The following is a 12,486-nucleotide window of genomic DNA, read 5'->3' on the forward strand; positions in this document are numbered from 1 at the left end:
CCATGGGGCGCTGGAAATTAAATGAACGGTTCCGAGAGAGTTACCCTGGCCATGACCGGTGCCTCCGGCGCGCAGTATGGTTTGCGCCTGCTCGACTGCCTGGTGCGCGAGGATCGGGAAGTGCACTTCCTGATCTCCAAGGCCGCGCAGTTGGTGATGGCCACCGAGACGGACGTCAGTTTGCCGGCCAAACCCCAGGCCATGCAGGCGTTTCTCACCGAATACACCGGCGCGACCGACGGGCAGATCCGCGTGTACGGCAAGGAGGACTGGATGGCGCCGGTGGCCTCCGGTTCCGGCGCGCCCTCTGCCATGGTGGTGGTGCCGTGCAGCACCGGCACCCTGTCGGCCATCGCCACTGGCGCCTGCAACAACCTGATCGAGCGTGCCGCCGATGTGGCCCTCAAGGAGCGCCGCCAGCTGATTCTGGTACCGCGCGAGGCGCCGTACTCGAGCATTCATCTGGAACACATGCTCAAGCTCTCCAACCTGGGCGTGACCATCCTGCCGGCCTCGCCAGGTTTCTATCACCAGCCGCAGACCCTGGATGATCTGATCGACTTCGTCGTCGCGCGCATTCTCAACTGCCTGAATATCCCTCAGGACATGCTGCCGCGCTGGGGCGAGCATCACCTCAACAGTGGCGATGAGTAAGCACGCGCTCTGCGCTGTGTTGCTGGCTTGCCTGCAAGTGGGCGGCTGCGCCACCGCGCGCACCCTGGACGCCGCCAAGCCCGGAGCGCCGGTGGTTTACGCCGGTACCCGGTTGGACTGGTATGCGCTGCAGGGCGGTTGCTGCCCCGTCGAGCGTTTCGGTGCCGAGGCGCCGACCTACGCCGCCGTCGACCTGCCGGCCAGCGCTCTGCTCGATACCTTGCTGTTACCGCTGTCGCTGGCGAAAGCCCTGGGCATTGGTCTTCTGGTCAGAGGCGGTGGATAAGCTCGCGAGCAGGCGGAGATAGACAGTGGCTTGATCCTTGGCATGCAAGCGTCGGTTGGGCGTCAGATTGTTCACCTTTGGCAGCCATCATCGCCCTCGGGATGATGCGATGGCGGATACCTCACAAAACGTAGTGTGCCCACCAATCGCCGGCAAGCCGGCTCCTACCGGGGCGCGTGACCTCTATGCATTATGTAAGAGCTGCGGGGGCGCCTAGCCTTGCGGGCGATGCTTGCAGACATTCAGCCGGACTCGTGGTCTGGCCGCCAATCGTCGTAGGAGCGCGACTCCTACGATCCGTTTCAGGCACCCGTTGCGTTCGCTTTCCTCACATCCTGATCAGATCGGCGTCAGCAGCGGCTCGCCGCGAAAGTGTCGGTCGATGTTGTCGAGGAACTGCGACAGGGATCGTTCCAGCGCCTGGGGCGAGTTGCCGCCGACATGGGGGGTGACGATCAGGTTGTCGAGGTCGAGCAGTTCGGCAGGGGGCAGTGGCTCGCTTTCGTAAACGTCCAGCGCCGCTGCACGGATGCGCTTCTCGCGCAGTGCGGCACCGAGAGCGGCGGTATCCACCACGCTGCCGCGTGCCACGTTGACCAGATAACCCTGCGGCCCCAGTGCATCGAGTACCTCGGCGTTGACCAGGTGGTAGGTCGATGCGCCGCCGGGAATGGCTATCACCAGGCAATCGCTCCAGCGCGCCAGTTCCAGGGCATTGGCGAAGTGGCGGTGCGGGCTGTCGGGCTTGGCCGAGCGGTTGTGGTAGCCCACCGGCATATCGAAGGCGGCGGCGCGGCGGGCGAGTTTTTCGCCGATGGCGCCGAGGCCGAGAATGCCCAGGCGCTTGCCGTAAACGCCGTCGGTCATCGGCAATGCATCGCGCCAGATGCCCGCACGGCAGGCGATGTCCAGGCGGCGCACATCGCGAATGGCGGCCAGCAGCAGGGCCATGGCGTGATCGGCGACGCAGTCGGCATTGCTGCCGGCGCCGTTGCTCATGGCGATACCACGGGCACGGGCTGCTTCCAGGTCGACCTTTTCATAGCCCACGCCTAGGGTGGCGACGAAGCTCAGTTTCGGCAGACGGGCGATTTCCTCGCCGGTCAGGCCGATGGTGCCGATGGTCAGTACCGCCTGCACGCTATCGGCGTGCTCGGCGATGGCCGCTTCACGTGCCGCGGCGTTGGGCGCATGGGTCACCTCGAAGCGCTCGGCGATACGCGCCAGGCTGGCGTCGCTGAGCGGGTTGAGAATCAGCAGATGCGGTTTCATCGAATCTCCAATGTCAGGGCAATCAGGGCGCAGCAGGCTTTGAACAGATTATCAGGGGCTTTCGACGGGCAGCGCCTGACACACATCCACCCACTCGGCGTCGACCAGTTCCGCCATGCGTGCGGGGGAAATGCGTACTGCGCTATGGATCGAGCCAGCAGCCGGCACCACTTCCTCGAAGGCGCGCAGGGATACATCGCAATACACCGGCAACGCCGTGGCGAGGCCGAACGGGCAGACGCCGCCGACCGGATGGCTGGTCAGTGCGAGTACGGTATCGGCATCGAGCATCTTGGCCTTGCTGCCGAAGGTTTCCTTGATCTTGCGGTTGTCGATGCGGGCATCGCCGCGGGCGACGATCAGCAGGTTGCGCTCGCCGGTGCGCAAGGCCAGGGTCTTGGCGATCTGCCCTGGCTCCACGCCGTGGGCTTCGGCGGCCAGGGCCACGGTGGCAGTACTGGTAGCAAGTTCGATGACGTGCAGGTCGGGGGCTTTCTCGGCGAAGAAGGCGCGAACGGATTGCAGGCTCATGTAGCGGTTCCCTGTGCAAAGCCGCCACCATGTCGCGTCGGGAGCTGGGAGGTCAAGCCTCAGTCAGGCAATTGCAGACGGCTGCGCCCGCGGCTGATGTCCGCCAGCAGGCGCTGCAGGGCTTCGATGTGCATCTGCGGCACGGCCAGCTGTAGTTCGGCGCCGTGGGCGTCGAAGGTTTCCTGTTCCAGCACGGCGTCGAATTCCCCGAGACGCGATTTGAGCAACGCCAACTCGGCGAAGCCGCAATGGCAGGAGCAGGGCATGCGCGGGATCTGTTCCTGGCGCTCGGCGTTCTGCAGACATTTGTTGGCGCTGCCGCCATAGGCGCGGGCCAGGCCGCCGGTGCCGAGCTGGATGCCGCCGTACCAGCGCGTCACCACCACCGCTACTTCATCGAAACCCTGACCTTCGATGGCGGCGAGGATCGGCCGGCCTGCGGTACCACCGGGCTCGCCGTCGTCGCTGAAGCGATATTGCTGGCCGATCTTCCAGGCCCAGCAGTTGTGCGAGGCGCTTGGGTCGCTGATCTGATCGATAAAGGCCTGGGCGTCCGCCGCAGTGGATATGGCACGGGCCTGGGCGAGAAAGCGGCTTTTGCGGATTTCCTCGCGGTAGTCGCAAGGGGCGAGTAACAGGAACGGCATCAGAGGCTCGGCTTCAGGCCGCAACCCTTGAGGATGATGCGTACCAGATTATCGGCGGCGGCCTGGTAATCCTGCTTGGTCAGGCGCGAGCGACCACTGACACGGCTGATCTCTGAGGCAAAGTCGGCGTAGTACTGGGTGCTGCCCCAGAGCAGGAAAATCAGGTGCATGGGGTCGAGCGGATCCATCTTGCCGGCGGCGATCCAGCTTTCGAACACCGCCGCTCGCTCGCGGAACCAGGTCTGGTGATCCTTGCCGAAATGCTGCGACAGGCAGGCACCGCCGCTGATCACTTCCATGGCGAAGATGCGTGAGGCCTTGGGGTAACGGCGCGAATATTCCATCTTGGCGCGGATGTAGCGCTCCAGGGCCTCGGCCGGGTCATCCTCGACACGCAGGTTGTTGAAGGCTCTGTCCCACAACGTGAGAATGTTGTTCAGCACCGCCAGGTACAGGCCCTGCTTGCTGCTGAAGTAATAGTGCAGGTTGGCTTTGGGCAGCCCGACCGCCAGGGCGATGGTGTTCATGCTGGTGCCCTTGAACCCGTGACGGGCGAATTCGTCCTCGGCGGCGGCTATGATCGCTTCTTCGTTCTTCTGCCGGATCCGGCCTGTCGGCTTGCCGGAGGTGGCGCTGTGGGCGAGGGCGTCGAGGGACATCGGAGGCTTCCGTTCTGATCAGAGGGCGCAACGGGTGAACAGATACTCCAGACCCGCCGACGTGACAAGCGCTTGCCTCTGAAAAATATCGTCGCCGACGTCCGCTGTCGGCGGGTGTGAGGGGTTAGCTGAACGCCTGGACGATACGCTCACGCAGCTCGGCGTCGGGCAGGCGGCCCTGGCCGGCCTTGAGATTGTCGACCACGTAACGTGGGTTCGACGTGGCTGGAATCACTGCGGTAACCGCCTCGTTGGCGATGATGAACTTGAGCAGCAACTGCGCCCAGGACGTCGCATCGATCTCGTTGGCCCACTCCGGCAGTGGCTTGCCCTTGACCCGGCCGAGCAGTTGCGAGCGCTGGAACGGGCGGTTGATCAGCGTTGCGATGCCATTGTCGGCACAGTAGGGCAACAGGGTCTTCTCGGCATTGCGCTCGCCCACCGAATAGTTGAGCTGGACGAAGTCGACCTTCTCCTTGGCCAGTACGGCAAGCAGGTCGTCGTGGGCCGATTCGATGTAATGGGTGATGCCGATGTAACGCACCTTGCCCTGTTCGCGCAGCTCTCGGGCCAGGGCCAGTTGGGTGGTGGTGTCCTGCAGGTTGTGCACTTGCAGCAGATCCATCTTGTCGGTCTGCAGCGCCTCCAGGCTGGCTTGGAATTGCGCCAGGCCGCGCTCGCGACCGGTACTCGACAGCTTGGAGGCGAGAAAAGCCTTGCCCTGGGTTCTGGTGCGCTTGAGCAGTTCGCCGGTCACTGCCTCGGCGGCGCCGTAACTGGGCGCGGTATCGATCAGCGTGGCGCCGCCATTGATGAAGGTGCGCACCACCTCATCCAGCGGTTTCAGGCTGGCGTTGTCGAGGCTCACATTGAAGGTCTGCGAGGTGCCCAGGCCGATCACCGGCAGCGACTCGCCACTCGATGGAATCGCCCGCTGCAGCAGTGGTGCCGGGTTGGCGGCGAAGGCGAAGCCGGGCAGCAACTGGCTGCCGGCGGCGAGGGTCATCAGGGCAGCGCTGCCCTGCAGGAAATGGCGACGACTGGGCATGGCGTCCTCCGTTCGAGGGAAAGGGGCGGAAGTGATCAGAACAGACTAGCCGCCCAGCCCTGTTCATCGATGGTATCGCCGTCGTTACTTGTTACCTGGTGTGTCGTTGCAGGGTAGGTGATGCCCATTCCTGGTGGGATATGCAGGGTGGATCGGGACGCGTAGCCGACGCTCTTTTCGTCCACCGGGTAGTGGTGCTGCAACGGAGCGTGATCCACTTAGGTAGCCGGCGGTATGAGCGATGCCTCCTGTCGATCTGGCAGCGGTGTACCGGTGGGTCGATGAAGCGTGACCCACCCTACGGCCGGCCTCGAGGCCGTAGGGGAACGACGCTTCTTTCGTCCACGCGGCAGCAGCGCATCGGTGGGTCAGGCGCTCGCGGCGAGTTCCTCGAGAAAGGTCTCCAGCACCAGGTGCGGGCGGCGGCCTTTGCGCGTTACCGAGGCGAGGTTGAGATCGTAGAAGCGCGTGTCCGCTTTCAATGCGCGCAGGCGGCCTTCCTGGATCCAGGCGGCAGCGTAGTGATCCGGCAGATAGCCGATATAACGCCCGGTCAGGATCAGAAAGGCCATGCCTTCGCGATCCGACGCGCTGGCCGTGCAGTTCAGGGCCTGGTAGTGGTTCTGGATTTCCGGCGGCAAGCGGAAGGTCGGGGCGATGGCGTCCTGGGCGTTGAGGCGTTTGTCCGGCAGCTCCTTGTCATCGACATAGAACAGCGGGTGGCCGACCGCGCAGTAGAGCAGCGAACGCTCGTCGTACAGCGGTTGGTAATCGAGGCCGGAGAGGCCGCCGACCATCGGCACCACGCCCACGTGCAGGCGGCCGTCGAGCACGCCCTGTTCGACCTCGCTGGGCGGCGTCATGCGGATATGCACGCGCACGTCCGGCCCACGATCCTTGAGGCGGGCGAGGGCACCGGTGATGCGCATGTGCGGCACCGTCACCAGGTTGTCGGTAAGACCGATGTTCAGCTCGCCGCGCAGGTGCTGGTGCAGGCCGTTGACCTCGGTGCGAAAGCTCTCCAGCGCCGCCAGCAACTGCTGGGTCGACTGGTACACCTCGCGACCCTCTTCGGTCAGGGCGAAGCCGGCGCGGCCGCGTTGGCACAGGCGCAGGCCGAGGCGTTGCTCCAAGTCGCTCATCTGCTGGCTGATCGCCGAGCGGCCGATGCCCAGCACGCTTTCCGCAGCGGAAAAACCGCCGCACTCGACCACGCTGCGAAACAGCTTGAGCAGGCGGATATCGAAATCGCTGACCTGGGCCAGCGGCTCCGGGCGTCGGGCGCTCATTGTTTAGTCACCAGTGAACTGAGGATAAGAAGAGTCAGGTTTGAGTGACTTTATGCCTGTGGCACCTTCGCTGACAACCGATACGCTTCTGGTAGACGCCGTGCACCATTGCCTGACCGTCCACCTCGCCCGTCACCGGATATCCGCCACTCACGAGGCCATCACCATGAACATGCCGCAGACCGCCACGCCGCCCCTGGCCAGCCAGCTCAAGCTGGATGCTCACTGGATGCCGTTTTCCGCCAACCGCAGCTTTCAGCGCGACCCGCGAATCATCGTCGGTGCCGAAGGCGCCTGGCTGACCGACGATTCCGGTCGCAAGGTCTACGACAGCCTGTCCGGTCTGTGGACCTGCGGTGCCGGTCACTGCCGCAAGGAGATTCAGGAGGCCGTGGCCAAGCAGCTCGGCACTCTCGATTACTCGCCGGGCTTCCAGTACGGCCACCCGCTGTCGTTCAAGCTGGCCGAGGAAGTCGCCGACCTGATGCCGGGCGACCTCAATCATGTGTTCTTCACCGGCTCCGGCTCCGAGTGTGCCGACACCGCGGTGAAGATGGCCAAGGCCTACTGGCGCCTCAAGGGCCAGGCCAGCAAGACCAGGATGATCGGCCGCGCCCGCGGTTACCACGGTGTCAACATCGCCGGCACCGCCCTTGGCGGCATCGGCGGCAACCGCAAGATGTATGGCCAGTTGATGGACGTCGACCACCTGCCGCACACCCTGCAGCCGGGCATGGCTTTCACCAAAGGGGCGGCCGAGACCGGCGGTGTCGAGCTGGCCAACGAGCTGCTCAAATTGATCGAACTGCACGACGCCTCCAACATCGCCGCGGTGATCGTCGAGCCGATGTCCGGCTCGGCCGGGGTCATCGTGCCGCCTGCCGGCTACCTGCAGCGCCTGCGCGAGATCTGCACCCAGCACAACATCCTGCTGATCTTCGACGAAGTGATCACCGCCTTCGGGCGCATGGGCAAATGGACGGGCGCCGAGTACTTCGGCGTAACGCCGGACATCGTCAACGTCGCCAAGCAGATCACCAACGGCGCCGTGCCCATGGGCGCGGTGATCGCCTCGCGGGAGATCTACCAGACCTTCATGGGCCAGCCGACGCCCGAGCACATGATCGAATTCACCCACGGCTACACCTACTCCGCACACCCGGTAGCCTGCGCCGCCGGCCTGGCTTCGTTGGAACTGCTCAAGCGCGAAAACCTGGTGCAGCAGGCCTTTGATCTGGCGCCCAAATTCGAGAACGCCATTCATGGCCTCAAGGGCGCCAAGCACATCGTCGACATCCGCAACTGCGGTCTGGCCGGCGCGATCCAGCTGGCGCCGCGTGACGGCGACCCGTCGATCCGCCCGTACGAAGCCGGTGTGGCGTTGTGGAAGGCGGGCTTCTATGTGCGCTTCGGCGGCGACGGCCTGCAGTTCGGGCCGATGTTCAACGCCAAGGTCGAAGACCTCGACCGCGTCTTCAGCGCCGTCGGCGACGTGCTGCAAAGGATCGACTGATGGCTGTCCGGCAGCAGGCGGTAGCCACCGTGCAGGTGGATAACGACGAGGTGATCGTCACCGAGTGGCGGTTCGCGCCGGGGACGGAAACCGGTAGCCACCGGCATGGTTACGATTACGTGGTGGTGCCCATGACCAGCGGCACGCTGCTGCTGGAAACCCCGGAGGGCGACAAGCACGCCCCTCTGGTGGCCGGGCAGAGCTACTTCCGCAAGGCGGGGGTGGAACACAACGTGATCAATGCCAGCGACCATGAAGTGGTCTTCGTCGAAACCGAAATCAAAGCGCATTGAAACCATTCATGCAGGAGCTAGCCGGCAGGCATCGCCGGCGAAGCCAGGTGTCACGCCGCTCCTGCAAAGACACTCATATCGAGGATTTTTCATGACCACCATCCAACACCTGATCCACGGCGAGCTCACCGACGGCCAGGGTGGCCGCAGCGCAGATGTGTTCAACCCGGCCACCGGTGAAGCGGTACGCCGCGTCGCCCTGGCCGACGTCGCCACCGTGCAGCAGGCCATCGACTCGGCCAGGCAGGCGTTCCCGGTCTGGCGCAACACGCCGCCGGCCAAGCGCGCCCAGGTCATGTTCCGCTTCAAGCAACTGCTCGAGCAGCACGAAGAGGCGATCGCCAAGCTGATCAGCGAAGAGCACGGCAAAACCGTGGAAGACGCCGCCGGCGAACTCAAGCGTGGTATCGAGAACGTCGAGTACGCCTGCTCCGCGCCGGAAATCCTCAAGGGTGAATACACCCGCAACGTCGGCCCCAACATCGACGCCTGGAGCGACTTCCAGCCGGTGGGCGTGGTCGCCGGTATCACTCCGTTCAACTTCCCGGCCATGGTGCCGCTGTGGATGTACCCGTTGGCCATCGTCTGCGGCAACTGCTTCATCCTCAAACCATCCGAGCGCGACCCCAGCTCCACCCTGTACATCGCCCAGTTGCTGCACGAAGCCGGCCTGCCCAAGGGCGTGCTCAACGTGGTACATGGCGACAAGACTGCGGTGGATGCGCTGATCCAGGCGCCCGAGGTCAAGGCCCTGAGTTTTGTCGGCTCCACGCCGATCGCCGAATACATCTACGCCGAAGGCAGCAAACGCGGCAAACGCGTGCAAGCCCTGGGCGGCGCCAAGAACCACGCGGTGCTGATGCCCGATGCCGATCTGGACAACGCCGTCAGCGCACTGATGGGCGCGGCCTACGGCTCCTGCGGCGAGCGCTGCATGGCCATCTCCGTGGCCGTATGCGTGGGCGACCAGATCGCCGATGCCCTGGTCGACAAGATCGTCCCGCAGATCAAGGCCCTGAAAATCGGCGCCGGCACCCAGTGTGGCCTCGACATGGGCCCGCTGGTCACCGCCGCGGCGAAAGACAAGGTCACCGGCTACATCGACGCTGGCGTACAAGCGGGTGCCGAACTGGTGGTAGACGGCCGAGGCCTGAGCGTGTCCGGTAACGAAAACGGCTTCTTCCTCGGCGGCACCCTGTTCGACCGGGTGACGGCGGACATGACCATCTACACCGACGAGATCTTCGGCCCGGTGCTATGCATCGTTCGCGTCGACAGCCTGGAAGCGGCCATGCAACTGATCAACGATCACGAGTACGGCAACGGCACCTGCATCTTCACCCGTGACGGCGAAGCGGCGCGGCTGTTCTGCGACGAGATCGAAGTGGGGATGGTCGGCGTCAACGTACCGCTGCCGGTACCGGTGGCCTACCACAGCTTTGGCGGCTGGAAACGCTCGCTGTTCGGCGACCTGCACGCCTACGGCCCCGACGGCGTGCGTTTCTACACCCGCCGCAAATCCATCACCCAGCGCTGGCCGCAGCGCAAGAGCCATGAGGCCGCGCAGTTCGCGTTTCCGAGTAATAGCTGAGTTGGGTTGAGGTGGTAAAACGGAAGGCCGGTCGAGAGACCGGCCTCTTTCGTTATATCTGCGCGAATGCGAGTTTGTATACGGGGCTTGAGCTGAGAAAATAATGACCCTAATCCGCTGTGTTCGTGGTGGACAAGCTTCGCGTTGTCCACCCTACTTGTTGCGGGCTGTGTGTCCTGGTGCGCGATAGAACGCCATGTGAGCTCTATTTATGGTTACGCACATAAAGCGCTTCACCACCTGAAGCGCTGCTAGCCCGCATCTTCAACTCAAAGCGTTTTGGATGGCCCTTGATCAAATCGCTTAGCTTCTTGAACCCATAAAGCCGTGCATCGAACGCTGGTTTCAACTTGCTGATATTCGAACCCAGTAGGCCTAGCTGAACCCATCCATCCTCGTCATCGATGTCGTCGATGACCTTGGCGATAAAGTCCACCGGCACTTTCTGCTTCTTCGCCTGGGTATCGGGTTTAGTCGCTCCTGTCTCCCCGCCGATATTGGCGACGGGTACAGGTTTGTCGCCATGTTCCGTCGCTGTTTCGACGGCATCGGCACGCAGAATTTCGGTGTAGATGAATTTGTCGCAGGCGGCGACGAAGGGCTTGGGTGTTTTCTCTTCGCCGAAACCATAGACGGTCAGGCCTTCCTCGCGGATGCGCGCGGCGAGTCGGGTGAAGTCGCTGTCGCTGGAGACCAGGCAGAAACCGTCGAAGCGCCGCGTGTAGAGCAGATCCATGGCGTCGATGATCAACGAGCTGTCGGTGGCGTTCTTGCCGCGGGTGTAGGCGAACTGCTGGATCGGCTGGATGGAGTGGTCGAGCAGAACCTTCTTCCAGCTGCCCAGGTTGGGCAGTGTCCAGTCGCCATAGATGCGTTTGACGCTGGCAACACCATATTTGGCGATTTCCTCGAACAGACCTTCGACGATGGCGGCGGGGGCGTTGTCGGCATCGATCAGTACGGCGAGGTGTTTCTGGTGTGTGGCGGTCGAGTTCTTGCTGGCCATGGTTCCTCCTTGAATGAGTTCATGGCCGACCTTACTGCTAATGCCTTATGGCGCGCCACCGGCCGCTTATGGCTTTTGGTCGCGGAGCACCCAGGTCATCGAGGGCGAGGTGACGTGGCCGCACTGAGTTGGTCTGAACCGCGACGGAGTCTCCCTGCGCCCGGCAACGGTGCAGAGTGTTTTGAGTTGTTACCGGTTACAAAATACGACTTTCCCCTGTCGCAGCCTGCTCAGGCAGCGCGAGCGCTCTGGAATCGACCCCTGGTGCCGGTTGGTGATGCCGATCAGCGTCTTCACATAATGCGCAGGTTTGTGCAGTGTTTCGGTTGGTTGCACCAGCATGGACGACCGCTTGCTCGGTCGAGGTGCGTAGTTGGCAGCGGTTTGCAGCGATCGTGGCGCCTTTTCAATCGAAATTGACGCATTCACCGAGACTGCTCACGTTACATCGGGCGTTACGCCCACTTTTGTCTCTCAGTGCAGGATCGGACGTGAGGATGGCACAGCGCTTGCTCCAGCAGGCGAGCCAATCCAAATACTCCTCAGGAGCACGTCCATGCCTCACACGTCTTTTCAGAAAGGTTTCTTGGCGCTCGCAATCACTGGCGCACTGGGTTTTTCCTCCCTCGCTCATGCTGACATCGTCATCGGTATCGGTGCGCCCATGACCGGCGGCAACGCGGCATTCGGCGATCAACTGTGGCGCGGCGCCGAGCAGGCAGCAGCGGATATCAACGCTGCGGGCGGCATCAACGGTGAGCAGATCAAGCTGGTGAAAGGCGATGATGCCTGTGAGCCCAAGCAGGCCGTGTCGGTGGCCAACCGTATGGTCGATTCGGACAAGGTGGTCGCGGTGATCGGCCACTTCTGTTCGTCGTCCACCATGCCGGCTTCCGAGGTGTATGACGAGGCGGGCATCCTGGCGGTAACGCCGGCGTCGACCAACCCGCAGGTGACCGAGCGCGGGCTTTCGGCGATGTTCCGCATGTGCGGCCGTGACGACCAGCAGGGCATCGTCGCTGGCGATTACATCGTCGATACGCTCAAGGCCACCAAGATCGCCGTGGTGCACGACAAGGACACCTACGGCCAGGGCCTGGCCGACGCCACCCGTTCGCAGCTCAACAAGCGCGGTGTGAAAGAGGTGATGTACGAAGGCCTGACCCGCGGCGAGAAGGACTTCAACGCACTGGTCACCAAGATCCGCGCGAGCGGCGCCGAGGTCGTCTACTTCGGTGGCCTGCACGCCGAGGCCGGCCCGCTGGTACGGCAGATGCGCGAGCAGGGCGTGACCGCCAAGTTCGTCTCCGGCGACGGTATCGTCACCGATGAGCTGGTCGGCACCGCCGGCGGCCCGCAGTACACCGACGGCGTGTTGATGACTTTCGGCGCCGACCCTCGCCTGATCGCCGATGGCAAGGCGGTGATCGACAAGTTCCGCGCCAATGGCTACGAGCCCGAGGGTTACACGCTGTATTCCTACGCCTCGCTGCAGGTGGTCGCCGCGGCCTTTACCGGCATCAAGGGTACCGATGGCACCGAAGCCGCTGAGTGGTTGAAGGCCAATCCGGTGCAGACGGTGATGGGCAAGAAGGAGTTCGACGAGAAGGGCGACCTGAAAGTCTCCGACTACGTGATGTACCAATGGGGCACTGACGGCAAATACAAGCAGCTTTAAGAGAGCCTATTCACGATCT

At 63.4% G+C, this 12,486-nt stretch carries 14 protein-coding genes; 6 read left to right on the forward strand and 8 right to left on the reverse strand.

The window, feature by feature from the left end; translation table 11 throughout:
- Window positions 1-21: 21 nt before the first annotated feature.
- Both ubiX and DNK10_RS18185 read left to right on the forward strand, forming a co-directional pair.
- The gene (gene ubiX / locus DNK10_RS18180) at window positions 22-654 is read left to right on the forward strand and encodes a flavin prenyltransferase UbiX (protein WP_131180186.1); all 633 of its coding nucleotides are present in this window, start codon (window positions 22-24) and stop codon (window positions 652-654) included.
- The gene (locus DNK10_RS18185; RefSeq protein ID WP_131192521.1) at window positions 647-940 is read left to right on the forward strand and encodes a YceK/YidQ family lipoprotein; all 294 of its coding nucleotides are present in this window, start codon (window positions 647-649) and stop codon (window positions 938-940) included. Before ubiX ends, DNK10_RS18185 begins: the two co-directional genes overlap by 8 nt.
- Before the next feature lie 339 nt (window positions 941-1,279).
- On the opposite strand, the gene DNK10_RS18190 is transcribed toward DNK10_RS18185, so the two are convergent.
- From DNK10_RS18190 to DNK10_RS18220, 7 genes are all read right to left on the reverse strand, one after another.
- A complete protein-coding gene (locus DNK10_RS18190) occupies window positions 1,280-2,212 on the reverse strand; it encodes a 2-hydroxyacid dehydrogenase (RefSeq protein WP_131192522.1) in 933 nt (310 codons plus the stop codon).
- Window positions 2,213-2,263: 51 nt separating this feature from the next.
- A complete protein-coding gene (locus DNK10_RS18195) occupies window positions 2,264-2,743 on the reverse strand; it encodes a YbaK/EbsC family protein (protein WP_131192523.1) in 480 nt (159 codons plus the stop codon).
- Between the two features lie 59 nt (window positions 2,744-2,802).
- A complete protein-coding gene (locus tag DNK10_RS18200) occupies window positions 2,803-3,390 on the reverse strand; it encodes an IMPACT family protein (RefSeq protein WP_131180190.1) in 588 nt (195 codons plus the stop codon).
- On the reverse strand, window positions 3,390-4,049 hold the full coding sequence (locus DNK10_RS18205) for a TetR/AcrR family transcriptional regulator (protein ID WP_131192524.1): 660 nt from the start codon (window positions 4,047-4,049) through the stop codon (window positions 3,390-3,392). Before DNK10_RS18205 ends, DNK10_RS18200 begins: the two co-directional genes overlap by 1 nt.
- A 124-nt stretch (window positions 4,050-4,173) precedes the next feature.
- Window positions 4,174-5,097, reverse strand: a complete 924-nt coding sequence (locus DNK10_RS18210; protein ID WP_131192525.1) for an aldo/keto reductase — start codon at window positions 5,095-5,097, stop codon at window positions 4,174-4,176.
- 35 nt (window positions 5,098-5,132) lie between these two features.
- Entirely contained in the window at window positions 5,133-5,315 is a 183-nt protein-coding gene (locus tag DNK10_RS18215) for a hypothetical protein (protein ID WP_131192526.1), read from the reverse strand.
- A 150-nt stretch (window positions 5,316-5,465) separates the two neighbouring features.
- A complete protein-coding gene (locus DNK10_RS18220) occupies window positions 5,466-6,386 on the reverse strand; it encodes a LysR family transcriptional regulator (protein WP_131192527.1) in 921 nt (306 codons plus the stop codon).
- A gap of 166 nt (window positions 6,387-6,552) precedes the next feature.
- Between DNK10_RS18220 and aptA the strand changes: the two genes are divergently transcribed.
- The 3 genes from aptA to DNK10_RS18235 all read left to right on the forward strand — a co-directional run bounded on the left by aptA (window position 6,553) and on the right by DNK10_RS18235 (window position 9,783).
- On the forward strand, window positions 6,553-7,899 hold the full coding sequence (gene aptA, locus DNK10_RS18225; protein ID WP_131180333.1) for an omega-aminotransferase AptA: 1,347 nt from the start codon (window positions 6,553-6,555) through the stop codon (window positions 7,897-7,899).
- Complete coding sequence (locus DNK10_RS18230) at window positions 7,899-8,192, forward strand: cupin domain-containing protein (protein ID WP_131180194.1); 294 nt, start codon at window positions 7,899-7,901, stop codon at window positions 8,190-8,192. Before aptA ends, DNK10_RS18230 begins: the two co-directional genes overlap by 1 nt.
- 91 nt (window positions 8,193-8,283) lie before the next feature.
- Complete coding sequence (locus tag DNK10_RS18235; RefSeq protein WP_131192528.1) at window positions 8,284-9,783, forward strand: CoA-acylating methylmalonate-semialdehyde dehydrogenase; 1,500 nt, start codon at window positions 8,284-8,286, stop codon at window positions 9,781-9,783.
- A gap of 205 nt (window positions 9,784-9,988) precedes the next feature.
- Here the strand turns inward: DNK10_RS18235 and DNK10_RS18240 are convergent, their stop codons facing one another.
- Window positions 9,989-10,789 (reverse strand): NYN domain-containing protein, encoded by an 801-nt coding sequence (locus DNK10_RS18240; RefSeq protein WP_131192529.1) that lies wholly within the window; start codon window positions 10,787-10,789, stop codon window positions 9,989-9,991.
- Between the two features lie 556 nt (window positions 10,790-11,345).
- Here DNK10_RS18240 and DNK10_RS18245 point away from each other — a divergent pair.
- Window positions 11,346-12,467 carry a branched-chain amino acid ABC transporter substrate-binding protein gene (locus DNK10_RS18245; protein WP_131192530.1) on the forward strand — a complete coding sequence of 374 codons (1,122 nt, stop codon included), beginning with the start codon at window positions 11,346-11,348 and terminating at the stop codon, window positions 12,465-12,467.
- Window positions 12,468-12,486: the final 19 nt, after the last annotated feature.

The organism is Phytopseudomonas daroniae (genome assembly GCF_004327275.1).
Classification (GTDB): domain Bacteria; phylum Pseudomonadota; class Gammaproteobacteria; order Pseudomonadales; family Pseudomonadaceae; genus Aquipseudomonas; species Aquipseudomonas daroniae.

Excerpts from the sequence above, each read along its gene's own strand:
- ubiX (WP_131180186.1), top strand. The coding sequence starts at position 22 with ATGAACGGTTCCGAGAGAGTTACCCTGGCCATGACCGGTGCCTCCGGC.
- DNK10_RS18185 (WP_131192521.1), top strand. The coding sequence starts at position 647 with ATGAGTAAGCACGCGCTCTGCGCTGTGTTGCTGGCTTGCCTGCAAGTG.
- DNK10_RS18190 (WP_131192522.1), bottom strand. The coding sequence starts at position 2,212 with ATGAAACCGCATCTGCTGATTCTCAACCCGCTCAGCGACGCCAGCCTG.
- DNK10_RS18195 (WP_131192523.1), bottom strand. The coding sequence starts at position 2,743 with ATGAGCCTGCAATCCGTTCGCGCCTTCTTCGCCGAGAAAGCCCCCGAC.
- DNK10_RS18200 (WP_131180190.1), bottom strand. The coding sequence starts at position 3,390 with ATGCCGTTCCTGTTACTCGCCCCTTGCGACTACCGCGAGGAAATCCGC.
- DNK10_RS18205 (WP_131192524.1), bottom strand. The coding sequence starts at position 4,049 with ATGTCCCTCGACGCCCTCGCCCACAGCGCCACCTCCGGCAAGCCGACA.
- DNK10_RS18210 (WP_131192525.1), bottom strand. The coding sequence starts at position 5,097 with ATGCCCAGTCGTCGCCATTTCCTGCAGGGCAGCGCTGCCCTGATGACC.
- DNK10_RS18220 (WP_131192527.1), bottom strand. The coding sequence starts at position 6,386 with ATGAGCGCCCGACGCCCGGAGCCGCTGGCCCAGGTCAGCGATTTCGAT.
- aptA (WP_131180333.1), top strand. The coding sequence starts at position 6,553 with ATGAACATGCCGCAGACCGCCACGCCGCCCCTGGCCAGCCAGCTCAAG.
- DNK10_RS18230 (WP_131180194.1), top strand. The coding sequence starts at position 7,899 with ATGGCTGTCCGGCAGCAGGCGGTAGCCACCGTGCAGGTGGATAACGAC.
- DNK10_RS18235 (WP_131192528.1), top strand. The coding sequence starts at position 8,284 with ATGACCACCATCCAACACCTGATCCACGGCGAGCTCACCGACGGCCAG.
- DNK10_RS18240 (WP_131192529.1), bottom strand. The coding sequence starts at position 10,789 with ATGGCCAGCAAGAACTCGACCGCCACACACCAGAAACACCTCGCCGTA.
- DNK10_RS18245 (WP_131192530.1), top strand. The coding sequence starts at position 11,346 with ATGCCTCACACGTCTTTTCAGAAAGGTTTCTTGGCGCTCGCAATCACT.